The organism is Gymnodinialimonas sp. 57CJ19, from assembly GCF_038396845.1.
Taxonomy (GTDB): Bacteria; Pseudomonadota; Alphaproteobacteria; order Rhodobacterales; family Rhodobacteraceae; genus Gymnodinialimonas.
The window spans coordinates 2,839,727-2,863,800 of sequence record NZ_CP151587.1 but is presented as its reverse complement, the minus strand read 5'-3'; the positions used below and the strand labels follow the sequence as shown (position 1 = coordinate 2,863,800).

Sequence of the window (24,074 nt, the reverse complement as noted above, 5' to 3'; positions counted from 1 at the left end):
CCTTTTCATAAATATCGAATCCACCGCTCTCCCCGCGTCGATCCATCGGCGTTGAGGCGCAGCCCTTGAACGCGCGCCACCGCAGCCCCATAACCAATCCATGGAAAACGAAACCCTCCCCCTCGATCCCGCCGCTGACACCTCCGCTGCGCCGTTCTTCGACCCCGCCGCCTTCAACGATCCCAGCACGTGGATCGTAGCGGCCGTAATTCTGTCGCTCCTGGTGTTCTCGGGTTTCTTTTCCGGCTCCGAAACGGCGCTGACGGCGGCATCCCGGGGCAAATTGCGCTCCATGGCCGACAAAGACGACCGAGCCGCCAAGGGCGCTCAAAAGGCGTTGGACCTGAAAGAGGACAACGAACGGCTGATCGGCGGCATCCTTTTGGGCAACAATCTTGTGAACATCCTCGCCACATCGCTGGCGACCGTCTTGTTCACCACGCTTTTGGGAGAAGGGGCCATCGTCGCGGCCACCTTGGTGATGACGGCCCTCGTCCTGATCTTTGCCGAGGTGTTGCCCAAGACCTACGCCATCACCAACCCCGAAACCTCTGCCGCGCGTATCGCCCGGCCCATCGCGCTTATCATTGCGCTGATCGCGCCGATTGTGGCGGTCGTTCGGATCGTCGTGCGCGCCGTACTACGCCTCTTTGGTCTGCGCATTGATGCGGGGGCGAACATGTTGTCGGTGCAAGAAGAAATCATGGGCGCTTTGACCATCGGTCACCAGGAAGGCTCGGTGGAGAAGGAACAGCGCGACAGGCTTTTGGGCGCACTCGACCTCCATGAACGCACGGTGGAAGAGATCATGCTTCACCGCTCCGGGATCGAGATGATCGACGCCGATGATGATCCCCAGGCAATCCTCAGCCAAGCCTTGCAATCGCGCCACACGCGCCTTCCGGTATTCCGCGATGATCCCGAAAACATCGTCGGCGTTGTCCACGCCAAAGATCTTTTGCGCGCCATTGATCGCCTGACCCGTGGGAAAGACGCGCCCGGCCTTGAAAGCTTCGATGTCTCCGCCGTCGCGATGGAGCCCTACTTCGTGCCCGAAACCACGACGCTCGACGATCAGATGCGTCAGTTCCTGCGTCGTCACACCCATTTTGCGCTGGTGGTGGATGAATACGGCGCCCTTGAGGGCCTCATCACGCTCGAGGATATCCTTGAAGAAATCGTCGGCGAAATCACCGATGAATTCGACACACCCGAAGAGCCGACGCTGCTGCCGGACGCGTCGGGCAATTTCACCGTTGATGGGGCCATGACGATCCGTGACCTCAACCGCGCGGCCGAATGGACCTTGCCCGATGATGAGGCCAACACCGTCGCCGGTCTGGTGATCCACGAGGCGCAGACAATTCCGTTGCCGGGACAATGCTTTGCCTTCCACGGTTTCCGTTTTGAGGTGGCAGGCCGCGAGGCGAACCGCCTGACGCAGCTCAAGATCCGTCGACTGTAGCGGTCTGCTCAAGCGTGAGCAGGGGATTAAACCTCTGTTCTGGATCAATAAAAGTGTTAACGGGCGCATGCGCATGCCGCCCTGACCGAAAGGACAGCCCATGCACAAATTGCAATCCCAAGGCCTGCATCACATCACAATGATGGGCGCGGATCGTCAGACCTCCATCGACTTTTGGGAAGGCGTTCTGGGGATGCCGTTCATCTTCGAGCAACCCAATCTGGACGACCCGGACCAAGGCCACCTGTACTTCGATCCGGGCGACGGGCGGCTGATCACCATCTTCACCAACGAGGCCCGCACGGCCCCGGACCATGCCGCCGAGCAAAGCACCGGGATGCTGCACCACGTGGCCTTCTCGGTCAGCCAGTCGATGTATAGCCAACTGGTGGAGCGGCTCGACGCGCGCGGCATCAAACATTCGGGCGAGAAGGACCGGGGCTTCATGAACTCCATCTACTTCCGCGACCCTCTGGGGATGCTGATCGAACTGGCATCGTATCGTTTCGAGCCGCCCGCGGTGCATACCCACGCCGATGTCCTGATGGCCGCGCACAAGGTGCGGGTAGAGGCCGGGGACAAGGCGATAGGCGACAAGCATCTGGCGATCGCGATCGAACAGTTAAGCGCGACGCGGGCCAGTTTGAGTGATTGAGGTGGGGGTGCGGAGGGCAGGTTAGAGCGCGTAACGTCGGATGCCGCGCATAGCATAGAGGGTAGGAAAGGGCGGATTTCAGACAGTCGCTGCACTTTACTCCGAGGTCTGCTGTGCGGGACTTTCCGCCGTTCGATTTGCCTTCATAAAGGTCCGCTAAGTTGGCCCTGGGCCACCCCTGCCGCAAGTTGTTGGTCGTGACTCCATTGTCGTGGTGATTGGCCGTACACCCTTTTGAACTCACGGCTGAACTGAGATGCGCTTTGATAGCCCACGGCCCAGGCCGCCTCGGACACGGTCTTCCCCTCGGCGATCTTCATCGCAGCGTTATTCAACCGCATCGATTTCACGAACTGGATCGGCGACATAGTCGTCGCCTCCTTGAACCGCCGATGGAAAACTGCGCGGCTCATCCCCACATGGTCGGCCATATCGTCGATAGTGACCTGTTCGTTCAGATGGCTCGAGAGATAGTCGATTGTACGCGCAATCTCATTTCCGATCCCGAAGGCCCGTCTTGCAACGGTCCCGGCTTCGCCCACGAGCACCGCGTAACATAACTCGCGCAGCCTCCCTGTTCCCAGCACCTCAAGATCGACCGGATTATCGAGTAACTCGAGGAGCCGCAGCAAAGCCTCGGTGAATCCGGCATCCCATGACGCCAAGGCCAGAGCCTGTGCCGCCTCAACCGGAGACTGTCTCCTGCCAACTGCAGTTGCCCCGATCTCCATCGTGAGTTCGCGCATCATTCTTGGGTCCAAAGTAATCATCACGCCGAGCAGAGGATTTTCTTTGGACGCCTGAGGCGTGCCCGCCTCCACCGGTAAAGTCATGGGACACAATAGGTAATTGTCGCTGCCATAGACGTGGTGCTCACCGTCCAGAACAGCTTCTTTAGAGCCACAGAGAACAGCTACCACTGTGGGCTCGTAGACAGCAGGCACGCAGGGCATGGCCTCGGTCACCCGGAAAAGCTGGACGCCCTTGAGTGCTGTATCGACAAGGCCTGCCTCGGGTAGACGGCGCTCGATAAGGTTTTTGATCTGGTCTTTGCTCATGCACACTTGCTGACAGAGGACTTTCATCATTGCAATGTCGTTGAGACGATTGGGCAAGTAATCGAGAGAATGCTGCCTGTTTCTGCATCCTGCTTGGGTCTATCTGTGCTTTCAGACAATGACACCGCAAACCGCCAGCCTGCGCTGGCAGGAGACAGAAAATGGCAGATACGACATTCGGACCGAAAGGCTGGACGCCAGAACGCCTCGGCAACCAGTTAGGCAAGACCTACATCATCACCGGCGCCAACGCGGGCGCTGGCTTTCAGGCCGCGCGCATCCTTCTGAAGAAGAACGCCAAGGTGGTGATGCTGAACCGCTCGGCGGAGAAATCCGAGGCTGCAATCGCTGATCTGAAAGAGGAATTCGGTGCAGAGGCCGACGTGAGCTTCATCCGGATGGACCTGTCTGTTTTGGACAGCGTGCGCAAGGCTGCCGAAGAGGTCCTGAAGACGGTGCCGCGCATCGACGCGCTGATCAACAACGCCGCCATCGCGCAGGTGCCAACACGCAAGCTGACCGTCGACGGGTTCGAAAGCCAGCTTGGCACCAATCACTACGGACATTTCCTGCTCAATGGTCGGCTGTTCGATCGCATCGCGGAAAGCAAAGGCCGGATCGTGGTCGTCGCCAGCCTCGGCTATAACATGGGTCTAAAAACCATCAAGTTCGATGACATGAACTGGGATGAGGGCTATGGCGCGAACACCGCGTATTCGCAGAGCAAGCTGGCGCAAATGATGTTTGCCTATGAATTGCAGGACCGTCTGGCCGCGGCGGGGCGCAAGGATGTCGAGGTCTTCGTCTGTCATCCGGGCTCGTCGGCCACATCGCTTATAACCACCAGCGGAAGCCGCACGATGCGTTTCATCTGGTGGCTGATGAGCAAGACGCCGATGGTCCAGACTGCCGAACAAGGATCATACCCTGAGGTCATGTGCGCGACCGAAGAGGCTCTGACCGAGCAACGCGCCCTCTATGGTCCGACGGGCCGAATGGAAGCGGTCGGCCCGGTCGGCAAGGGTTCACTGAACGCTCACGCCTATGACAAGGCTGTCATGACAAGGCTTTGGAATGAGTCGGAAAAAGCTGTTGGGTTCGAGTGGAAACTCTGACCCGCTAATATAAGTCAGCTGCCAGCGCACCCTTCCAGAGAGCGGCCATTCGTACACACCGCAGCATTGGTCAATTCGGGCTCGAAGCCGTCATTCGCTGCAGACATCACCAAGGTCAGCAAAGGCCCGAAAGCGGGCAAATCGGTTGATTACCGATCGACTGCTTCGTCCCCGCTCAGCAGACTTGTGCCTCGTCGCCCCCCGTCAATCCTTGCCGCGATACGGCTCCACGTATTGCAGAGCCATATCCCAGGGGAAGAAAATCCACGTGTCTTGGGATACGCCCGTAATAAACGTGTCCACCATCGGCTCGCCTTCCGGCTTGGCGTAGACCGTTGCGAAATGCGCCTTGGGGTAGAGCGAGCGGACCAGTTCGAGCGTTTTGCCGCTGTCCACCAGATCATCGACGATCAAGATGCCTTCGCCGTCGCCCATGATCTCGGCGTCGGGGGATTTCAGCACCTTCGCCTCGCGGCGCTTGTCGGCTTTGCCGCCGCCGGAATGGTAGGACACGACAGAGATCGTGTCGACGGTGCGGATGTCCAACTCTCGGGCCACGATCATCGCAGGCGCCATGCCGCCGCGGGTGATCGCGACGACCGCACGCCATGCGCCGTCATCGGGGCCACGGCCATCCAAGCGCCACGCCAAAGCGCGGCTGTCACGGTGGATTTGGTCCCAGGAGATGTGGAAGCCTTTTTCGTGGGGCAGTTGTGTTGTCATCTTACTCGCCCTTCTTCTCGATGCTCATGTCGGGCGCTTCGGGGTTCTTCATGCCGATGACGTGGTAGCCCGCATCGACGTGGTGAACCTCTCCGGTGACGGCACTGCCCATGTCAGACAGCAGATAAAGCGCGGATTTGCCGACTTCATCCTGGGTCACGGTGCGGCGCAGGGGCGAATTATTTTCGTTCCATTTCAGGATGTAGCGGAAATCACCGATGCCCGACGCGGCGAGGGTCTTGATCGTGCCGGCGGAAATCGCGTTCACACGGATGCCGTCGCGGCCCAGATCCTCGGCCAGATACATGACGGAGGCCTCCAGCGCGGCCTTTGCCACGCCCATGACGTTGTAGTGGGGCATCACCCGCTCGGCGCCGTAATAGGTGAGCGTCAGCAGCGAGCCGCCGTTGTTCATCATCTTCTCGGCCCGTTGGCACACGGCGGTGAAGGAGTAGACCGATATGTTCATCGTCATCTCGAAGTTCGCGGGCGAGGTTTCGACGTAGCGCCCGCGCAGCTCATTTTTGTCCGAGAAACCAATGGCGTGGACGACGAAGTCCAGGTTGTCCCATTCCTTGCCCAATGTCTCGAACAGGCTGTCCAGGGACGACTCGTCGCCAACATCGCAGGGGATGACCAGCGACGATCCCAGCTGCTCGGCCAAGGGCCCCACACGCTTGAGCAAGGCATCGCCCTGATAAGAGAACGCCAGTTCAGCCCCTTCCGCAGCGAGCGCCTTGGCGATCCCCCATGCGATGGATTTATCGTTGGCCAGGCCCATAATCAGACCGCGCTTACCGTCCATCATACCCATCGTGTGTCCCATTCTCTTAATCGTTTGTTGACACTCTCGTAGGCCATACCATGCAGGGCTTCAAGAACTAGGCGTCGGGTCGGTGCCTCTTGTCGGGGCGGCTGTTGCCCGCTAGCTCAGGTAACAACGACGATCAGGAGGCATCAGATGAGTGAGCGAAACGGTATTTTTGCGGGCGATGATCCCTTTGCACTGGCGCAGACCTGGCTGGAAGAGGCCGAAGCGGCCGAGCCCAACGATCCCAACGCCATCGCGCTATCCACTGTCGATGCCACGGGCATGCCGAACGCGCGGATGGTCTTGCTGAAAGAGATCGAGGCACCGGGGGCGGGGCAGGGTGGTTTTGTCTTCTATACGAACTATGGCTCCGCCAAGGGACAAGAGATCGACGCGACCCAAAAGGCCGCTTTCGTGATGCATTGGAAAAGTCTGCGCCGTCAAATTCGCGTGAGGGGGACGACCGAGAAAGTCGCCGGGCCGCAGGCTGATGTCTACTATAAGTCGCGCTCTCTCAAGAGCCGTCTGGGGGCGTGGGCCTCGGACCAATCGCAGCCCTTGGACAGTCGCGCGTCGCTGATGGCCGATGTGGCACGGGTCACGGCCGCGAAGGGGACGAACCCGGACCGGCCGCCATTTTGGGGCGGTTTCCGGATCGTGCCCACGGAAATCGAGTTCTGGGCCGATGGTGCCTTCCGCCTGCATGACCGGTTTCAGTGGCGTCGAACCGGGCCGGAAATGCCTTGGAAAGTTCAGCGTCTGAACCCGTGAGTTACGTTAACGTCACCTGACTTGGGTGTTGCCGATATACAATTTGGCGTTACGCGAAATTGCAACCTATTGATAAACCTTATTTCTTTAGCCTTGTGTGCGCGTACAACGATGCCACGATAGGTCATGGTACGTGATATTGGAGATATGGGTTTGGGACGCGCAGAAAGTGGTGCTGGCGGCGCTATGGTCGCGGGTCAGGTAAAATGGTTCGACACGACCAAAGGGTTTGGTTTTGTCCTCGCCGAAGATGGCGGGCCCGATATCTTGCTCCACGCGAATGTGTTGCGCAGCTTTGGCCGTGGGTCGATCGCGGAAGGGGCGCGCGTGATGCTCCGCGCACAAACCACCGGTCGCGGACTTCAGGCGACCGAGGTGATCGCCATTGAAGCCTCTGATCACGATGCCCCGGACGAGCCGCGCCCGTTTCCCGACCTTCCCGATGCCACTGACCTGCCCCTTGTCGCGGCGCGTGTGAAGTGGTTTGACAAGGTGAAGGGCTTTGGCTTTGCCAATGTCTTTGGCGACGCCACGGATGTCTTCGTGCACGTCGAGGTTTTGCGCAGTTCCGGTTTCGCTGAGTTGCAGCCCGGTGAAGCGATTGCCGTGAAGGTGGTCGACGGGCCGCGGGGCAAAATGGCCGCCGAAGTGCGCAACTGGGATACGATTTAGGCACATTCCTCTGGGTTCGGGGCCGTGTGCCGCGACAAAGAGAAGTGAGACCTTATCCATGCGACGTAATCTTCTGGGATGTCTGATCTTGGCTGCGATGCCGTTCGCTGCCGCGCCTGCCTTGGCCAATTGCAGCGAGGACCGCGTCGAGCTGCGTGGCGATTGGGGCAGCGCCCGATTCCGCGTGGCCATCGCCGATGAGGTGCACGAACGCGCCCAGGGGTTGATGCACGTGCCCGAGCTGCCGCGCCTTGGCGGGATGCTCTTTATCTATGACCATCCACAGCGGGTAAGCTTCTGGATGGAGAACACGCTGATTCCCCTCGACATGATTTTCGCCGATGAGACGGGGCAGGTGGTTAACGTCCACACCGATGCCGTTCCCATGGACCGCACGCCGATTCCCGGCGGCAGCGATGACATACTATATGTACTGGAGGTGAACGCAGGCACAGCGGAAACTTTCGGGATCGCGCCGGGAACCCAATTGCGCCACGTCTCTGTGGCGCAAGAAATCGCTGTTTGGCCCTGTTCGGAATAAAGAAGTGCAACTGGGGGCTTGCACACCCCTCCCGTCTCTGGATATGACCCCCGCACGGTCGGGGCGTGGCGCAGTCTGGTAGCGCACCTGTTTTGGGTACAGGGGGTCGTGAGTTCGAATCTCGCCGCCCCGACCACTTTCCAGCACAATCCACATTTTGGGGCCGATTTGGCCGAACCCTCGAATTATTGGGTTGTCTGTGACTTATCTGTCATGACCACACTATATCTAGTGTTTGGGCGCCTCGCGCTGAATCGGGCGAGCCGTGCGAAGTAACGGGACCGTGATTCACCCAAGGTCACATGCAGCACGTCGGCTATCCCGCCCGGTTTAAAGGGAAACCCTTGATTGGTTAACGTTGACACCTGTGCACAGGAATCAGCGGGCAAATTGGAGCCCCTGCGATCGGTCGCGATTGCAAGGTTTATTTCCCTGTGGATTATCCAAAAAAGTGATTGACCCGATTGGTCCAGATACGTCAGTTAGTGTATGTCGGATCAAGCGCTACCACATATAGCGCATCACCGGCAGGGGCAGAGGGTAACCTCAGCAGTATCTGTGCGAGTACATCAATGGACTGCCGACCGCAGGCAATCTGCGGCCGTCCGGACCGATGTGCGCATTGCAAGGATAACGCGCTCCACAAGATTAGAACGGTCAGAGGGCAGAAGACCCTGGCAGACCGCTTGGATGGGACATGGGCCGCAGGCTCTGGTGAGAATTTAAAGAGGCAGATTCATGAAGATTGAACGGCGATTTACCCGCGACGGCGCAGATGTGTATGCGGATCAGACTTTCACGACGACCACGTCGGAGATTCGCAATCCCGACGGGACAATCGTGTTCAAGCTCGACAACGTCGAAGTGCCGACCGGCTGGAGCCAGGTTGCCTCGGACGTGATCGCCCAGAAATACTTCCGCAAAGCGGGCGTGCCCGCCGCGACCAAGCCTGTAAAAGAAAAAGGCGTCCCCGCATTCCTTCAGCGCCACGTGGCCGACGAAAAGGCGCTGGAGGCTATGCCGGAAGACCAGCGTTATGGTGGCGAAACGTCCGCCAAGCAGGTCTTCCGGCGCCTTGCGGGCGCTTGGGCTTACTGGGGCTGGAAGGGCGGCTACTTCACGTCTGAGGCCGACGCACAGGCGTACTTCGACGAGATGCAGCTGATGCTGGCGCGCCAGATGGCAGCGCCCAACAGCCCGCAGTGGTTCAATACCGGCCTGCATTGGGCCTACGGCATCGATGGCCCGGCCCAAGGCCACCACTATGTGGACTACAAGACCGGTAAGCTGACGAAATCCACCTCTTCCTACGAGCACCCACAGCCCCACGCCTGCTTCATCCAAGGCGTGCAGGATGACCTGGTGAACGACGGCGGCATCATGGACCTGTGGGTACGTGAAGCGCGTCTGTTCAAGTACGGCTCGGGCACCGGCACCAACTTCTCTCACCTGCGCGGTGAGGGCGAGAAGCTGTCGGGTGGTGGTAAATCTTCGGGCCTGATGGGTTTCCTGAAGATCGGTGACCGCGCGGCGGGCGCGATCAAGTCCGGCGGCACTACGCGGCGCGCGGCGAAGATGGTGATCGTGGACGCCGATCACCCCGATATCGAGGAATTCATCGAGTGGAAGGTGCTGGAAGAGCAAAAGGTTGCCTCCATCGTGGCCGGCTCCAAGATGCACGAAAAGATGCTCAACGGTATCTTCGGCGCGATCAAGACATGGGACGGCTCCCTGGATGATGCGGTTGACCCGGCCAAGAACGACGCGTTGAAAGGCGCGATCCGCGAAGCCAAAAAGGTCATGATCCCCGAGACTTACGTGAAGCGCGTGCTGGATTACGCCAAGCAGGGCCACACCAGCATTGAGTTCCCGACCTACGACACGGATTGGGACAGCGAGGCGTATAACTCGGTCTCTGGCCAGAACTCCAACAACTCCATCCGCGTCACCGATGCCTTCCTCAAGGCGGTTGAGAATGACGACGACTGGAACCTGATGAATCGTCGTGACGGCAAGCCAGCCAAGACGATCAAAGCCCGCGACCTGTGGGAAAAAGTCGGCCACGCCGCCTGGGCCTGTGCCGATCCCGGCATCCAGTACCACGACACCGTCAACGCATGGCACACATGCCCCGAGGACGGCGAAATCCGCGGCTCCAACCCGTGCTCCGAGTACATGTTCCTGGACGACACGGCCTGTAACCTGGCGTCGATGAACCTGCTGACCTTCTACAACGGCGGCACGTTTGACGCGGAAAGCTACATCCACGCCTGCCGTCTGTGGACGCTGACGCTGGAAATCTCGGTGATGATGGCGCAGTTCCCCTCCAAGGAAATCGCCCAACGCTCCTACGACTTCCGCACCCTGGGCCTTGGCTTCGCCAACATCGGCGGCTTGCTGATGAACATGGGGCACTCCTACGACAGCGCCGAGGGCCGCGCCCTTTGCGGCTCGCTCACCGCGATCATGACCGGTGTGGCTTATGCGACCTCCGCCGAGATCGCCTCCGAGCTTGGGCCCTTCGCCGGCTACAAGAAAAACCGCGAGCACATGCTGCGGGTGATCCGCAACCACCGCAACGCGGCCTACGGCAAGACCGACGGCTATGAGGCGGTGAACGTGAACCCCGTTGCCCTCGACCACGCCAACTGCCCCGACCAAACGCTGGTCAGCCTTGCCAAGCAAGCATGGGACGAGGCGCTGACCCTGGGCGAGCAGCACGGCTACCGCAACGCGCAAGCAACCGTCGTGGCGCCTACGGGCACCATCGGCCTTGTGATGGACTGCGACACCACCGGCATCGAGCCTGACTTCGCCCTGGTGAAGTTCAAGAAGCTGGCCGGCGGCGGTTACTTCAAGATCATCAACCAGTCGGTGCCTGCCGCGCTGGAGACACTGGGCTATTCCTCCAGCCAGATCGAAGAAATCATCGCCTATGCGGTCGGTCACGGCACCATCGGTCAGGCGCCCGGCATCAACCACACCAGCCTGATTGGTCACGGTTTCGGCCCCGCTGAAATCACCAAGATCGAAGAGGCCCTGCCACAAGCCTTTGATATCCGCTTCGTATTCAACCAATGGACCCTCGGCGCGGACTTCTGCACCGAAACCCTTGGTATCCCTGCGGAAAAACTGAACGATCCCACCTTCGACCTGCTGCGTCACCTCGGCTTCACCAAAGCCGATATCGAGGCCGCAAACGACCACGTCTGTGGGACCATGACCTTGGAAGGCGCACCGTTCCTGAAGGACGAGCACCTTAGCGTGTTCGACTGCGCGAACCCCTGCGGGAAGAAAGGCAAACGCTACCTGAGCGTGGATAGCCATATCCACATGATGGCCGCGTCCCAGTCCTTTATCTCGGGTGCGATTTCCAAGACGATCAACATGGCCAACCACGCCTCCATCGAGGATTGCCAGAAAGCCTACGAGCTCTCCTGGTCCCTGGGCGTCAAGGCCAACGCTCTGTATCGGGACGGCTCCAAACTGTCGCAACCTCTGGCCGCTGCCTTGGTCGAGGACGACGACGATGCCGCTGAAATCCTGGAAACGGGCTCGCCGCAGCAAAAAGCCAACGTGCTGGCCGAAAAGGTCGTCGAGAAGATCATCGTCAAGGAAATCTCCCGCGCGCGCGAAAAGATGCCTCAGCGCCGGAAAGGCTACACTCAGAAAGCCATCGTCGGCGGCCACAAGGTCTACCTGCGTACCGGCGAGTACGAGGACGGCAACCTGGGCGAGATCTTCATCGACATGCACAAGGAAGGCGCAGGCTTCCGCGCGATGATGAACAACTTCGCCATCGCCGTCAGCGTGGGCCTGCAATACGGCGTGCCGCTGGAGGAGTTCGTGGACGCCTTCACCTTCACCAAGTTCGAGCCATCGGGCATGGTCCAGGGCAACGAGACGATCAAGAACGCGACCTCGATCCTCGACTACATCTTCCGCGAATTGGCCGTGTCCTATCTGGACCGCACTGATCTGGCCCATGTGGCCCCGACCGGCGACACGTTCGATGACGTGGGCCGTGGACAGGAAGAGGGCGTGCGCAACTTCGAGGAAGTGCCGGGATCGCGTGCCGCCTCAGCCGTTGATGTGCTCAAGCAAGTGGCCTCCACCGGTTACCTGCGCTACCGGGCCCCACAAGAGCTGCACGTGTTGCAGGGCGGCATGAACGCGGACCCGGTGGCCACGCTGGAAACGCTGGTGCCTGAAACCAAGGGCAGCGGCGGCACCATGGCGGCGGCCACCGCCACCACGGCTGTGTCCACCGGCTCTGTCTCCATTGATGCCCGCACAAAGGCGAAGATGCAGGGCTATGAGGGCGAGGCCTGCGGCGAATGTGGCAACTACACGCTGGTGCGCAACGGCACCTGCATGAAGTGCAACACCTGCGGCGGCACCTCTGGGTGTAGCTGAGCAGACGATACCGGGGCCAAATTCCTTGCAAGGAATTTGCAAAACTCTTGCAAGAGTTTTTGCCCCACCAACCATTCGGGTGCCAAGGTCCTCACCAGACTTGGCGCCTGGGTAATCGGGGTTTGTAACGGAACCCTCGATATCCGGGGCGGGTGCGCTCGCCCCAGACGCTGATCAGGTCGCAGGCAGAACACGACGGGCAGTCAAATATCAGAGCCTGATCAGCGAACCTAGGGGGGGCCAAGTGCCCTCCCTTTTTTTCTGTCTGGCACAGGGCTTCGCCGGATAATTTCCGCCCAAATTCAACGCCTTCTGCGACGATGTTTACCTAAGGGGCACGCGCTATCGCCGCTTGCCCAACCTCGCTAGGCAGGCGATAGTCGCTGCCATGCGTTCACTATTTTTTCACTGTTTGGTTTTTATCCTCCTGACGTTGCCGGCGCGGGCGGAGAATATCCTTGTGTTCGCAGCGGCCAGCTTGGCCGGGCCGCTCGACCGTGTTGCTGCCGCATGGGAAGAAGAGACGGGCCAATCCGTCACCCTCGCTTATGCCGGGTCCTCTGCACTGGCCCGGCAGGTGCAAGCGGGCGCTCCGGCGGATGTGGTGTTTCTGGCCAATGCCGACTGGATGGATGTGCTGCAAGAAAGCGGCGCCCTGCAAGCCGACAGCCGCCGTGATATCCTTGGCAACGCGATGGCTCTGGTAATCAATACCGCGGCCTATGAAGCCCTGAACCTAAACACTATCCCGGACCCCTACGAGGGGCGCTTTGCCATGGCCCTGACAGATTCCGTGCCGGCGGGCATCTATGGCCGTGCGGTATTGGAGGCGATGGACCTTTGGGAGGACCTGCAAGATCAGGTGGTGGAGGCCGATAACGTCCGTGCCGCAACGCGTTTGGTAGCGACTGGCGCGGTGGAGCGGGGCATTGTCTACCAGACGGAAGCACTTGCCGACCCGCGCGTCTCGATCCTTGCTCTTGCTTCTGACCGGTTGCACCCGCCCATCCGTTACCCCGCTGCGTTAACCTTGAATGCCACGCCGCAAGCTGCTGAATTTGTTTATTTTCTCCAGAGAGAAACTGCGCTTGAGATCTTCGGTCAGGCTGGATTCCGGGCCGCGCCGCAATGAACGGGTTTCTCGGCCCCGCCGAATGGGAGGCCTTAGCCCTATCCCTGCGCGTGGCTCTGACCGCGACGCTGGTTGCGCTGCCGTTCGGCATCGCGGTGGCCTACGTCTTGGCCCGCAAACGCTTCCCCGGTCACGGTCTTCTCAATGGGCTGGTCCACCTGCCGCTGATCCTGCCGCCCGTGGTCACAGGATACCTTTTGTTGGTCAGTTTCGGCCCTCACGCCCCCTTGGGCGCGGCGTTAGAGGTCATGGGCCTCGGCGTTGCTTTCCGCTGGACCGGCGCGGCGCTGGCCGCCGCAATCATGGCGTTTCCCTTGATGGTCCGGGCCATTCGCCTTTCGCTGGAGGCCGTTGACCCCAAGTTGGAAGAGGCCGCCAGCACCCTTGGCGCGTCAAGGTTAAGGGTTTTTACCACGATCACGCTGCCCCTGATGGCGCCGGGTATTTTGACCGGCACCGTGCTGGCTTTTGCCAAGGCGATGGGTGAATTCGGCGCGACTATCACCTTCGTTTCCAACATCCCCGGCCAGACGCGTACCGTACCCTCGGCCATCTACGCCTTCTTGCAAATGCCCGGCGGCGAGGGCGCGGCATGGCGCTTGGTCATCGTGTCCGTCGTGGTCGCCATGGGCGCGCTTCTGGTGTCAGAAATGCTTGCGCGGCGGGTCCGGAGCCGGATCGGAGGCGCCGATGCTTGAGGTTCGGATAAAGCACGATTTTCCCAGCTTCGCCTTGGACGTGGCGTTCGCGGCGCCCATGGGGGTGACGGCTCTGTTCGGGCGCTCTGGCGCCGGAAAAACAAGCGTTGTCAGGGCCGTGGCGGGCGTTCTTGAAGCGGACGTGGCGCAGGTCACTGTGGATGGAACGGCGTTGGACGGCCTGCCAGTTCCCCAACGACGCATCGGCTATGTGTTCCAGGAGCCGCGGCTATTTCCCCATATGTCGGTCCGCGCGAATCTGTCCTACGGGATGCGCGGCGCAGAGATGGGACCGGTGGTGGAGATGCTCGGGATCGGCGATTTACTGGACCGCCGCCCCGGCGCGTTATCGGGTGGTGAGGCGCAAAGGGTGGCCATCGGGCGCGCGTTGTTGAGTGCGCCACGGCTGTTGCTTCTCGATGAGCCCCTGGCCGCTTTGGATGAGACGCGAAAAGCGGAAATTCTGCCCTATCTGGAGCGCCTGCGCGATGAGGTGGGGATACCGATCCTATACGTGTCCCACTTGGTGCCGGAAATCGCGCGTCTGGCGACAACGGTGGTGGCGCTGGAGGGGGGCCGTGTGGTGCGGGCGGGGCCCGCGGCAGAGGTATTGGCAGACCCCGATGTGGTGCCGGTGTTTGGGGTGCGAGAGGCGGGGGCCTTGGTGAATGCCACCATCGCGTCCCACCATGACGACGGGTTAACGGCGTTAACCTGGTCGGGCGGTGAGCTTTTGTTGCCCCATGTGCCGCAACCAATCGGCGCGAAAGTCCGGGTCCGGGTGGAGGCGCAAGATATCATGCTGGCCACCACGCGGCCCGAGGGGATATCGGCCTTAAATATCGTTCCGGTGAGCGTAGTTTCCCTGCGCGATGGCGCCGGGCCGGGGGTGATTGTGCAGCTCCGCGCCGGTGATGATGTCTTGCTGGCGCGGGTGACCGGGCGCTCGGCCAAGGCGATGGACCTGTCCGAGGGGTGGCAGGGCTACGCGGTCCTGAAATCCGTCGCCGTCGCGGCCGGAAACATCAGCCGCACAGGCTAGGGAACGGCCGCCTTCGAGCCCCCCACCGCAAGCGGCGGGGAGCCGCTCAGGCCAGCCGTCGCCGCATTAAGCGGCGGGCGCTTGGGGCCAGTGGCCCGTGTCGCTTATTCGGGTCGCCTATTCCGCCGCGATCTTAATCACCGGCTCCATCCGCGCGAGGATATCTTCCGCCAAATGACACTTGATCTGGTGCCCATCGGCCATGGTCCGCATGGGCGGCACGTCGCGTTCACAAAGGTCACCGGGCACTTCGGATTTCCAGTTGCACCGGGTCTGGAACGGGCAGCCGGAGGGCGGGTTCATGGCCGACGGAATGTCACCTTCCAACACGATATGCTTCTTCTCAACGGAGGTATCGGCGATGGGGACAGCGGACAAAAGCGCCTCGGTGTAGGGGTGGTAGGGTGGGCTAAACACTTGTTGTGTATCGCCAATTTCCACTACATGGCCCAAGTACATCACCATGACCCGGTCCGACAAATAGCGCACGATCGACAGGTCGTGAGAGATGAATAGAAGCGTCGTCTTTTCGCGGCGCTGGATTTCCATCAACAGGTCCGTCACGGCCGCCTGCACCGACACGTCGAGCGCCGAGACAGGCTCATCGGCCACCACGATCTTCGCATCTCCCGCAAAGGCCCGTGCAATGCCGACACGCTGCTTCTGGCCGCCCGACAGCTGGCGCGGCATGCGGTCCGCAAAGGCGCGGGGCAGCTTCACGAGGTCGAGCAGTTCCAGCATACGGTTGCGCCGATCCGCATCGCTGTTGCCGATCTTGAACACCTCCAGCGCCCGGATGATCTGGCGGCCTACGGTCATCGAAGGGTTGAGGGTGTCGAAGGGGTTCTGGAACACCATCTGGATGCTCGACACCGTCTTGGTATCGCGATCCTCGATGGCGGTGCTCTGGATTTCCTGACTGCCCATGACGATGGAGCCGTCGGTGGCCGTCTCCAGCCCCATCAGCACCTTGGCGAGGGTGGACTTGCCGCAGCCGGATTCCCCCACGATGGCCAATGTCTCGGATTCGCGGGCCTCAAAGCTCAATGTTTCATTGGCTTTAACCACCTTTTTGTCGCCGCCGCCGAAGAGCGCGTTGGCGGCGACTTCGTAGTATTTCTTCAGATTGTCGATCTTCAGGACCACGTCGCCGATGGGCGCTTTCTCGGTGGTTGCGGCCAGCTCGATCGGGGCGTTCCAGTCGATCTCCTTGAACTTCACACAGCGCGAGGCGTGGCGGTCATTGCCGGGGACCGTTTCCATCGGGATCGGCGCGGCGTCGCAGCGGCCGCTTTCAAAATAGTCGCAACGGGGGCCGAAATTGCAGCCGGGCGGGCGTTCGTGGGGCAGGGGGAAGTTGCCCGGGATCGCCACGAGGGGACGGGCGTTCTTGTCGGCACCCGGCAGCGGAATCGAGCGGAACAGCGCCTGCGTATAGGGGTGCTGCATCTCGTCGAACACGTCCTCGATTGAGCCGGTCTCCACCGCCTCGCCCGAGTACATCACGCAGAGCCGGTCACAGGTTTCCAGCACCAGCCCAAGGTTGTGAGAGATGAACAGCATCGAGGTGCCATATTTTTCGCCCAGTCCCTTAACCAGGTCCACGATGCCCGCTTCAACCGTCACGTCGAGCGCGGTTGTCGGTTCGTCCAGGATCAGCAAAGAAGGCTTTGACATCAAGGCCATAGCGATCACGATGCGCTGCTGTTGGCCGCCCGACAATTGGTGAGGGTAGCTTTTCAGCATCCGCTCCGGGTCTGGCAGGCGCACGTCTGTGACGACCTCTAGCGCAAGTTTATAGGCCTGTTTCTCGGACACGCCTTCGTGGATCATCGGCACTTCCATCAGCTGTTTGCCGATCTTCATGGCGGGGTTCAGGGACGCCATCGGCTCCTGATAGATCATCGCAATTTCGGACCCGCGCAGGTCGCGCAGTTCCTCGTCCGACATCGCGTTCAGGTCGCGGCCCTTGAACTTGATCGTACCGCCGACGATCCGCCCGTTCACGCCCAGATCCTGCATCACGCCAAGGGCCACGGTGGATTTGCCGCAACCGGATTCGCCCACGAGCCCCATCGCCTCACCGGGCATCACGGTGCAGGAGAAATCCATCACGGCGGGGATTTCGCGCAAGCGGGTGAAGAACGAGATTGAGAGATTCTCGATTTCCAGAATTGGGCCGTCGTAGCGGTCCGGGACAGCTTTGATGTTGTCTGCGATGGTATCGACCATGTTAGTTTTCCTTAACTGACCGGCCCGCCAGGGGCTGTGACATTCGTACACCGAGGCGTACACAGGCTGTGCATACAGGTGACATACCCATCAATCCTTCAAGCTTTCTTCGCGCAGGCCGTCGGCCAGCAGGTTGAGGCCAAGCACCAGCGTCATCAGCGCCAGTGCGGGGGGCAATGCGGGGTGGGGGTAGATCGTCAGAAGGCGGCGGCCTTCGTTGATCGTGCTGCCCCAGTCCGGCGATTCCGGCGACACGCCGAGACCGAAGAAGCCGAGCGTTCCCAGAAGGATCGTGGTGTAGCCGATGCGCAGGCAGAAATCGACGATCAGGGGACCCCGCGCGTTGGGCAGGATCTCCCACAGCATGATGTACCACGGGCCTTCGCCGCGGGTTTGGGCGGCGGCCACGTAGTCGCGGGTTTTCACGTCCAAGGTGATGCCGCGCACGATGCGGAACACGGTGGGGGAGTTCACGAAGACCACGGACACGAACACGATCAGCAGGTTGCCCGCGATGTCGAACAGGTCCAGCGCCTCGGGCCAGAAGCGGATCGGCGCATCGGGGTCTGAGGCGTTGGAGATCAGCGAGAAATACGCCCAGAAGCCCACCGCAGCGGCAAGGCCCACGTAGATGTTCCGGCGCATCGGGTCGGTGTGATAGCGAGAGTTGAACAGCACGATCAGGAACATGATCGGGAACAGGAACAGCACCATCGACATATATTGCGGCACGCCCGCGGCGACGATTTCCGGCGTGACCAGCAGGAAGAACAGCAGAATGACCGGGAACGCCAGCGCGAGGTTGGCGATGAAGGTCAGGACGGTGTCCAGTTTGCCGCCGAAGTAGCCCGCTGGCAGGCCAAGGGTGATGCCCACCATGAAGGCAAACAGCGTGGCGACGGGGGTGATGGACAAAACGTCCGCCGCCCCGAAGAACACGCGGGAGAACACGTCACGCCCCAGATTGTCGCCCCCCAGAAGGTAGTAGGGGTAGGCGCCTTCGTCGATCTCGCCCTGGGGCAGTGGGGTGCCGGGCAGCTCGTTCCGCATGGACGACACAAGGTCGATCGCGCCATGGGTCGGCACCAAGGGGAACAGGCCCGAAAAGATCGCCGCAAAGACCCAGAACATGACAAGGAAGAACCCCGCCATGCCGATGGGGCTGTCGAACAATTTGCCGTAAAGGCCCAGCTTGCGCTTGAAGATCATGGACAGCGTGAAGGTCACGATCAGGGCGATCCAGACCGGCAGAAGCCGCAGGGCCATGGCCCCCAGGATGCCCTTTTGTTCGATCGTGGGCAGGAGGATGCCGCCGATGATGAAGCCCAGACAACAGGCCACGAACAGCAGCACGCCGTATTTCATCGTGTCCAGCGCGTAGTCTATCGCCGTCTTGCGCAAGGACATGGTGCCGTCGCCGTTGAACTCCAACTCTCCGGCGCGCACGCCCGCGATGGTGAGGATGGTGTTGGCCAGAAAGCCCAGGACGAAGACGGCCAGGGCCACCAGCATCAGCGGGTTGAGGAAAGCTCCGAAGGAGCCGGACCAGGTGAGAGGTTCCATTGCTCGGGCTCCTTAAGAGATGCGAATGCGAGGGTTGAGGAAGACGTAGCCGATATCCGAGATCAGCTGCGTGAGCAGGACCACGAAGACGGCGACGATGGAGCAGGCCAAAAGCAGCTCGATATCGTTGTTCGATGCCGCTTGGACCATGGTCCAGCCGAAGCCGTTGTAATTGAACAGTGTTTCCACGATCACCACGCCGGTCAGCAGCCACGGGAATTGCAGCATGATGACGGTGAAGGGCGCGATCAGCGCGTTGCGCAGGGCGTGCTTCATCACGATGTTGCGGAAGCTGACGCCTTTGAGGCGCGCCGTGCGGATATATTGCGCGGTCATCACCTCGGCCATGGAGGCCCGCGTCATGCGCGCGATGTAGCCCATGCCGTAAAGCGCGATGGTGGTGACGGGCAGGGTGAAGTTCCAAAACGTGATGTCTTCCATCGCGGAACGGGCCGAGCCGAGGAACAGCGTGCGGCGGTCGCCAAGCCAGCCATCGCCGCCAAGCCAACCCCATTCCGTCAGCGTGCTCGACACGCCCGCGGTGGTGGAGGCAAAGAGCACGATGAAGATCACGCCCGACACATATTCCGGCGTCGCGGTGGAGCCGATGGAGAGGGTCGAAAGCGTCCGATCCAGCCGGGAGCCTTCGCGCATCCCCGCCAGAACCCCCACCAGAAGGGCGGCAGGCACCATCAGGCCAAAGGCCCATCCCATCAGTTTCAGGGTCAGTAAAAGGCGGCCGGGAAGGACGTTGGCGACATCTTCGTCAGACACGGTGGAGAAGCCCAGATCCCCTTGCAGCAACCCACAGCGGGTCGGCGCATCGGCGGGATCGGTGCCGAAATCAATGCAACGTCCGGTAATTTCACCGGTCTCGGGGTCTTCCTGCGTCCAGCCGGGCATGACGCCCAACCATTCGCCGTAGCGTAGCAACATGGGGCCGCCGTAGCCGTTGTTGTCGAGCCAGCTCACGACCTCTTCGTCGGTCATGCGCGCGTTGCCTTGGGTTTTCGCCAGTTTCTCCAGGTTGGGAAACAGGTTGGTCAGGAAAAACACGACAAGCGTCAGGCAGAGTGCGGTCAGGATCATCACGCCGGTCCGGCGCAGGATGAAAGCCCCCATGAAAGTATCCCCTGTGTCTGGGTATACGCAGCGATTGCGTAAACCTGGATGGCACGTTCCCAACCTCGGCCCTGGGGGCGGATCGGGTTTGGCCGCGACGCGCAGGTTTGTTCAGATCACCCACGTCGCCATGAAAGAAAGAAGAAACCGGCGCCCGCGTATGGTGCGGGCGCCGGTGATGCGAAGCGCTTAGGCTTCGAAACCAATGTAGTGCACGTTGATCTCGAACTTCGCGTGCATGTCGTTGTTGACAAGACCCGGGCGCGAGTGACGGAAGAGCGAGCGCCAGTACGGCTGGATGGTCACGCCTTGCTCCTGCATGATCTCTTCCAGACGCGCCATGATCTCGCGGCGCGCATCGGCGTCCTGGATACCGTTGGCTTCGGTCAGCAGAGTGTCGAACTCCTCATTGGCGAAGCCTGCCTCGTTCCATGGCACACCGGAGCGGTAGGCGAGGTTGAGGATCTGAACGCCCAACTCGCGGTGGTTCCAGTTGGTGGAGCTGAACGGATAGGACGTCCAGTCGTTCCAGAAGGTGGAGCCGGGGATGATCGTCCGCGTGACGTTGAAGCCGGCGTCGCGCAACTGCGCGGCCACGGCATCGGTGGTGTTCTTGCGGTAATCATCGTCGATCGAGATCAGCTCGAACTCGAAGTCTGCGTGGCCGGATTCCTCAAGCAACGCGCGCGCGCCATCGGGATCGACCGTTTGAGGCGGCAGTTCTGCATACTCGGGGTGAATGGGGCAGACGTGGTGGTTTTCTGCCGTGACGCCCTGGCCGTTGATGCCCAGATCAAGGCAGACCTGGTTGTCGACGGCCATGTGGATCGCCTGACGCACCTGAAGGTTGTCGTAGGGGGCGTTGTTCTGGTTCGGACGCACCACAACGGTGGCCGCCGTCACAACTTCGGACTGATCCCAGCCGATGGCCTGGAACAGATCCACGAATTCGCCGACCGTCTCGTAGGTCATGTCGAATTCGTCGGCCTCGGCGGCGGCGAACCATGCGGCAGGATCCTGGCCCAGATCGACGAACTGGATTTCATCCAGATAGGTGTCGCGCCAGTAGGTGTGGCCTTCCTTGCGCGACAGGGTCGCGGAAACGCCAACTTCGTAGTTGGTGATCTCATAGGCGCCGGTGCCCACGCCGTGATCGGCGGGGTTGGTGCCGATCAGGTCACGGTGCTGGATCGCAGAGGGGTAATCTGCCACGCCCGGCACGAAGGTGATGTCGGGGTTGGGGTAGGTGACGCGGACGGTGTAGTCGTCCACGACCTCGATCGCGCCTTCGCGCGCCACGCCGGTGTCTGCATCCACAAGCTCGCCCATTCGGGTGGCCATGGAGTTGCCTTCCACGGTGGTGTCGCAGAAGCCGATCAGGTTGGCGGCCACATCGTTGGCGTCAAACGTGTCGCCGTTGTTCCACATCACGCCCTGGCGGACGTTCAGCGTGTAGACGGTCGCATCTTCGTTGGCTTCCCAGCTTTCCAGCAGCACGCCTTCGAACGAGCCGTCGTTGTTGTACTGGATCAGATACTCCAGAAAACCGCGGGTGACGTTGGCCATTTGCGACCAGTCATAGGTGCGCGGATCCTTGAGGGCGCGGACTTCTTGCTGGATGCGCAATGTGCCGCCCTGGGCGGGCACGGCGCGGTGGCCATCGGCGCTGGCCGGTGTCGCGCCGATCAGCGAATAGGCGGCGGTGGCAGTCAGACCCAAAGCGGTGGAGCGCACGAGGAATTCGCGACGGTCCAGTTTGCCGGCCTTGTGTTCGGCGGCATACATCTCGGCGACGGGGTGGGTCGTAAGGCCAGCCTCGGCGCGCGTGTGGGTGAAATCTTTCATGTGTCGTCGTCTCCCTGTGACGTCGTTATGTTGTTTTCATGTCGTGCGTTAGACCGACCCCTTCGGGCATTCTGTGCGCCCGATTGGTTTCGGCTCGATGCCAACTAACTTTATTAGCATCCGTATCAAGGGCCTGCGTCAATCGTTTGTTGCGCCATCAAATGGTCTATTTGCGACATCCAAATTTATCAGAACCGACATTGCGTTCAGATGCAACCAATAAGATGTATACAGGTGGCCCGCACAGCCACGCAGAAACCGTCGAAATACGACACGACGAACAGGCGTGCGACACGCCGCGACGCTCAGGCTCGCTGCATAACGAGGCGGTCAGACGTTCGACATGCTGCGACGGTCAGGCGCGATGCGGCGGTTTGCGAAACTCGGAAGGGGTGCGGCCCACAGATTGGCTGAAGGCACGGGTGAAATAGGCCGCCGAGGAGAACCCCAATTGCTGCGCGACTTCACGGGCCGGAAGATCGGTTTCCTGCAACAGGCGGCGCGCCTCGTGCATGGTGCGTTCGGTGAGAAGGGCCAAGGCGGGGCGGCCCGAGGCCTCGCGGCAGACGCGGCTGAGGTGGGTGGGGGTGACTTGCAGGAGCTTGGCGTAATCGGCCACGCCGATCCCTTTGCGGAAGTTCTCTTCCAGTTTGGCGGCGTAAATCTCCACCAGTCGGTGGGACCCTTCGCGGGCGATCGCGCCCTCTTGTCGCGCCAATTCCCGGGCCATCCATGCGGAGACCAGAAGCGAGTACGCGGTGAGGGCCTGATCCAGGGCGGGGGCTTGAGCGGCCAATTCATTCTCGATCTTCTCGATATGAGAGGTGATCGCGGCCTGGCTTTCGATGTTGGAGACCCGCAAATGAAACGGGTCCTTGGGGAGGGCCAGGCTTTCGTCGGTGGGAAGGCAAAGCTGCAACCCCTGGGTTTGAGAGGCAAGTTCCAGCGCCATCGGCACGTGGGCGGGCACGAAGACCGCCGTATTGGGGCCGTAACCGCGGGTGACGCAGTTGACCGTGACGCGCCCTTGTCCGCGGGTGATCCAATAAAGGCGATTGCGCGGAGAGGCGTGCAAAAGCTCCACCCGCCAAGCGCCTTGCATGCGCAGTTTGCCCAGAGAGGCAACGGCGTGAACGGTGGGTTTTTTCGACATCTCAAACATTGGTCTAGGGTAGCGGCGGGGCGAGGTGGTGCAAAGGGGAGATGTTGGCGTTTCGCGTCAGATGCGGCGATTGATTCTTTTGTTAAGAATTGGGGGGCGCTGCCCCCACTGCGCGGCGGGGCCGCGCAGACCCCCCGGGATATTTCAAGAACGAGGAATTGTCAGGGGAGTGTGACTTGGGTCCAGTGTTTTGTATTGGAGCGCAACCAAGAGCGTTGGCGTTTGGCATATTGGCGCGTCGCTATGATTGCAGCCTCGCGCGCGGCGTCGAGCGTGAGGGTGCCTTGCAGGTGCGCGATGAGTTCGGGGGCGCCGATGGCCTTGGCGGCACCGCCCGCCTGGGGCCAGAGGGGCAGGTTTTGTTGGGCCTCAATCAGGGCGCCTTGGGACATCATCTGATCGAAGCGTTGCGCGATGCGGGTGTTGAGCCAGTCCCGATCGGGCATCAGGGCGAAGGCTGTGGTGGCCGGGAGGGGGAGGAGGGGCGGCGCGGTCTCGTCCTGCCAAGCGGAGAGGGGGCGCCCGGTGGCGCGCAGCACCTCCCACCCGCGCTGAACGCGCATGCGGTTGTGGCAATCGATGCGGTCTGCGAGCGCCGGGTCGCCCGCGCGCAGCTCGGCGAGAAGTTGCTCAGACGGGAGGGCGTCGGCCCGGGCGCGGACGTCGGCGGGCACGGGGGGGATATCGGCGAGGCCCTGGGTGAGGGCGCGAAAGTACAGGCCGGTGCCGCCCACGATCACGGGGTTTTGCGGCAGGAAGGGGGTGACGTCCCGGAGCCATTGGCCCACGTCGTAATGCGCCGTGAAGGGGACATGGCCGAAGAGGTGATGGGGGGCGGCGGAGGTTTCCTCAGGCGAGGGGCGGGCGGTGAGCACGCGCCAGCCGTCATAGACCTGCAACGCATCGGCGTTCACGATGACCCGCGACTGCGCCTGAGCGATAGAGATCGCCAGCGCGGTCTTGCCCGACGCCGTGGGTCCGGCGATCAGGACCGGTTTGTCGGTGGGGAGGGACGCGATATCTATCAAAGCATGGCCACTTGTGCATCAGG

19 protein-coding genes and 1 tRNA gene are annotated in these 24,074 nt (G+C 61.2%); 11 read left to right on the top strand and 9 right to left on the bottom strand.

Features of this window, described 5'->3' with window-relative positions; translation table 11 throughout:
* Nucleotides 1-100 precede the first annotated feature (100 nt).
* Nucleotides 101-1,465 carry an HlyC/CorC family transporter gene (locus AADW23_RS14085; protein ID WP_341861577.1) on the top strand — a complete coding sequence of 455 codons (1,365 nt, stop codon included), beginning with the start codon at nucleotides 101-103 and terminating at the stop codon, nucleotides 1,463-1,465.
* A gap of 100 nt (nucleotides 1,466-1,565) precedes the next feature.
* On the top strand, nucleotides 1,566-2,120 hold the full coding sequence (locus tag AADW23_RS14080) for a VOC family protein (RefSeq protein ID WP_341861576.1): 555 nt from the start codon (nucleotides 1,566-1,568) through the stop codon (nucleotides 2,118-2,120).
* Between the two features lie 143 nt (nucleotides 2,121-2,263).
* Here AADW23_RS14080 and AADW23_RS14075 read toward each other — a convergent pair whose 3' ends face one another.
* Nucleotides 2,264-3,178: an AraC family transcriptional regulator gene (locus AADW23_RS14075; protein ID WP_341861575.1), complete on the bottom strand. Its 915-nt coding sequence runs from the start codon at nucleotides 3,176-3,178 to the stop codon at nucleotides 2,264-2,266.
* Nucleotides 3,179-3,339: 161 nt separating this feature from the next.
* Here AADW23_RS14075 and AADW23_RS14070 point away from each other — a divergent pair, with 161 nt between their 5' ends.
* Nucleotides 3,340-4,293 carry an SDR family oxidoreductase gene (locus tag AADW23_RS14070; RefSeq protein WP_341861574.1) on the top strand — a complete coding sequence of 318 codons (954 nt, stop codon included), beginning with the start codon at nucleotides 3,340-3,342 and terminating at the stop codon, nucleotides 4,291-4,293.
* A 204-nt stretch (nucleotides 4,294-4,497) separates the two neighbouring features.
* Here the strand turns inward: AADW23_RS14070 and gpt are convergent, their stop codons facing one another.
* On the bottom strand, nucleotides 4,498-5,016 hold the full coding sequence (gene gpt, locus AADW23_RS14065) for a xanthine phosphoribosyltransferase (RefSeq protein ID WP_341861573.1): 519 nt from the start codon (nucleotides 5,014-5,016) through the stop codon (nucleotides 4,498-4,500).
* A gap of 1 nt (nucleotide 5,017) precedes the next feature.
* Nucleotides 5,018-5,842 carry an enoyl-ACP reductase FabI gene (gene fabI, locus AADW23_RS14060; protein ID WP_341861572.1) on the bottom strand — a complete coding sequence of 275 codons (825 nt, stop codon included), beginning with the start codon at nucleotides 5,840-5,842 and terminating at the stop codon, nucleotides 5,018-5,020.
* 135 nt (nucleotides 5,843-5,977) lie between these two features.
* Here fabI and pdxH point away from each other — a divergent pair, with 135 nt between their 5' ends.
* The 8 genes from pdxH (at nucleotide 5,978) to modC (ending at nucleotide 15,099) form a co-directional block, all read left to right on the top strand.
* Nucleotides 5,978-6,598, top strand: coding sequence for a pyridoxamine 5'-phosphate oxidase (gene pdxH / locus AADW23_RS14055; RefSeq protein ID WP_341861571.1), 621 nt, complete (start codon nucleotides 5,978-5,980; stop codon nucleotides 6,596-6,598).
* A 126-nt stretch (nucleotides 6,599-6,724) separates the two neighbouring features.
* Complete coding sequence (locus AADW23_RS14050; RefSeq protein WP_341861570.1) at nucleotides 6,725-7,270, top strand: cold shock domain-containing protein; 546 nt, start codon at nucleotides 6,725-6,727, stop codon at nucleotides 7,268-7,270.
* Nucleotides 7,271-7,328: 58 nt separating this feature from the next.
* Nucleotides 7,329-7,811, top strand: a complete 483-nt coding sequence (locus tag AADW23_RS14045; protein ID WP_341861569.1) for a DUF192 domain-containing protein — start codon at nucleotides 7,329-7,331, stop codon at nucleotides 7,809-7,811.
* A gap of 59 nt (nucleotides 7,812-7,870) precedes the next feature.
* Nucleotides 7,871-7,947 (top strand) — tRNA-Pro (locus AADW23_RS14040).
* Between the two features lie 602 nt (nucleotides 7,948-8,549).
* On the top strand, nucleotides 8,550-12,227 hold the full coding sequence (locus AADW23_RS14035) for a vitamin B12-dependent ribonucleotide reductase (RefSeq protein ID WP_341861568.1): 3,678 nt from the start codon (nucleotides 8,550-8,552) through the stop codon (nucleotides 12,225-12,227).
* A 388-nt stretch (nucleotides 12,228-12,615) separates the two neighbouring features.
* The gene (gene modA / locus AADW23_RS14030) at nucleotides 12,616-13,359 is read left to right on the top strand and encodes a molybdate ABC transporter substrate-binding protein (RefSeq protein WP_341861567.1); all 744 of its coding nucleotides are present in this window, start codon (nucleotides 12,616-12,618) and stop codon (nucleotides 13,357-13,359) included.
* Nucleotides 13,356-14,057 (top strand): molybdate ABC transporter permease subunit, encoded by a 702-nt coding sequence (modB, locus tag AADW23_RS14025; protein WP_341861566.1) that lies wholly within the window; start codon nucleotides 13,356-13,358, stop codon nucleotides 14,055-14,057. Before modA ends, modB begins: the two co-directional genes overlap by 4 nt.
* Nucleotides 14,050-15,099 (top strand): molybdenum ABC transporter ATP-binding protein, encoded by a 1,050-nt coding sequence (gene modC, locus AADW23_RS14020; protein WP_341861565.1) that lies wholly within the window; start codon nucleotides 14,050-14,052, stop codon nucleotides 15,097-15,099. The genes modB and modC overlap by 8 nt, the downstream gene beginning before the upstream one ends.
* A 117-nt stretch (nucleotides 15,100-15,216) precedes the next feature.
* On the opposite strand, the gene AADW23_RS14015 is transcribed toward modC, so the two are convergent.
* The 6 genes from AADW23_RS14015 to miaA form a co-directional block, all read right to left on the bottom strand.
* Complete coding sequence (locus AADW23_RS14015; RefSeq protein WP_341861564.1) at nucleotides 15,217-17,331, bottom strand: ABC transporter ATP-binding protein; 2,115 nt, start codon at nucleotides 17,329-17,331, stop codon at nucleotides 15,217-15,219.
* A gap of 90 nt (nucleotides 17,332-17,421) precedes the next feature.
* Nucleotides 17,422-18,894: an ABC transporter permease gene (locus AADW23_RS14010; RefSeq protein ID WP_341861563.1), complete on the bottom strand. Its 1,473-nt coding sequence runs from the start codon at nucleotides 18,892-18,894 to the stop codon at nucleotides 17,422-17,424.
* Nucleotides 18,895-18,906: 12 nt separating this feature from the next.
* A complete protein-coding gene (locus tag AADW23_RS14005) occupies nucleotides 18,907-20,016 on the bottom strand; it encodes an ABC transporter permease (RefSeq protein ID WP_341861562.1) in 1,110 nt (369 codons plus the stop codon).
* Between the two features lie 189 nt (nucleotides 20,017-20,205).
* Nucleotides 20,206-21,861 (bottom strand): ABC transporter substrate-binding protein, encoded by a 1,656-nt coding sequence (locus AADW23_RS14000; protein ID WP_341861561.1) that lies wholly within the window; start codon nucleotides 21,859-21,861, stop codon nucleotides 20,206-20,208.
* A 355-nt stretch (nucleotides 21,862-22,216) separates the two neighbouring features.
* Nucleotides 22,217-23,014, bottom strand: a complete 798-nt coding sequence (locus AADW23_RS13995) for an AraC family transcriptional regulator (RefSeq protein ID WP_341861560.1) — start codon at nucleotides 23,012-23,014, stop codon at nucleotides 22,217-22,219.
* Nucleotides 23,015-23,184: 170 nt separating this feature from the next.
* Nucleotides 23,185-24,051 (bottom strand): tRNA (adenosine(37)-N6)-dimethylallyltransferase MiaA, encoded by an 867-nt coding sequence (gene miaA, locus AADW23_RS13990; RefSeq protein ID WP_341861559.1) that lies wholly within the window; start codon nucleotides 24,049-24,051, stop codon nucleotides 23,185-23,187.
* Between the last annotated feature and the right edge of the window lie 23 nt (nucleotides 24,052-24,074).

Excerpts from the sequence above, each read along its gene's own strand:
- modA (WP_341861567.1), top strand. The coding sequence starts at position 12,616 with ATGCGTTCACTATTTTTTCACTGTTTGGTTTTTATCCTCCTGACGTTG.
- AADW23_RS14075 (WP_341861575.1), bottom strand. The coding sequence starts at position 3,178 with ATGAGCAAAGACCAGATCAAAAACCTTATCGAGCGCCGTCTACCCGAG.
- AADW23_RS14000 (WP_341861561.1), bottom strand. The coding sequence starts at position 21,861 with ATGAAAGATTTCACCCACACGCGCGCCGAGGCTGGCCTTACGACCCAC.
- AADW23_RS14050 (WP_341861570.1), top strand. The coding sequence starts at position 6,725 with ATGGTACGTGATATTGGAGATATGGGTTTGGGACGCGCAGAAAGTGGT.
- AADW23_RS14015 (WP_341861564.1), bottom strand. The coding sequence starts at position 17,331 with ATGGTCGATACCATCGCAGACAACATCAAAGCTGTCCCGGACCGCTAC.
- gpt (WP_341861573.1), bottom strand. The coding sequence starts at position 5,016 with ATGACAACACAACTGCCCCACGAAAAAGGCTTCCACATCTCCTGGGAC.
- AADW23_RS14085 (WP_341861577.1), top strand. The coding sequence starts at position 101 with ATGGAAAACGAAACCCTCCCCCTCGATCCCGCCGCTGACACCTCCGCT.
- AADW23_RS14045 (WP_341861569.1), top strand. The coding sequence starts at position 7,329 with ATGCGACGTAATCTTCTGGGATGTCTGATCTTGGCTGCGATGCCGTTC.
- AADW23_RS13995 (WP_341861560.1), bottom strand. The coding sequence starts at position 23,014 with ATGTCGAAAAAACCCACCGTTCACGCCGTTGCCTCTCTGGGCAAACTG.
- pdxH (WP_341861571.1), top strand. The coding sequence starts at position 5,978 with ATGAGTGAGCGAAACGGTATTTTTGCGGGCGATGATCCCTTTGCACTG.
- AADW23_RS14080 (WP_341861576.1), top strand. The coding sequence starts at position 1,566 with ATGCACAAATTGCAATCCCAAGGCCTGCATCACATCACAATGATGGGC.
- AADW23_RS14070 (WP_341861574.1), top strand. The coding sequence starts at position 3,340 with ATGGCAGATACGACATTCGGACCGAAAGGCTGGACGCCAGAACGCCTC.
- modB (WP_341861566.1), top strand. The coding sequence starts at position 13,356 with ATGAACGGGTTTCTCGGCCCCGCCGAATGGGAGGCCTTAGCCCTATCC.
- fabI (WP_341861572.1), bottom strand. The coding sequence starts at position 5,842 with ATGGGACACACGATGGGTATGATGGACGGTAAGCGCGGTCTGATTATG.
- AADW23_RS14035 (WP_341861568.1), top strand. The coding sequence starts at position 8,550 with ATGAAGATTGAACGGCGATTTACCCGCGACGGCGCAGATGTGTATGCG.
- modC (WP_341861565.1), top strand. The coding sequence starts at position 14,050 with ATGCTTGAGGTTCGGATAAAGCACGATTTTCCCAGCTTCGCCTTGGAC.
- AADW23_RS14010 (WP_341861563.1), bottom strand. The coding sequence starts at position 18,894 with ATGGAACCTCTCACCTGGTCCGGCTCCTTCGGAGCTTTCCTCAACCCG.
- AADW23_RS14005 (WP_341861562.1), bottom strand. The coding sequence starts at position 20,016 with ATGGGGGCTTTCATCCTGCGCCGGACCGGCGTGATGATCCTGACCGCA.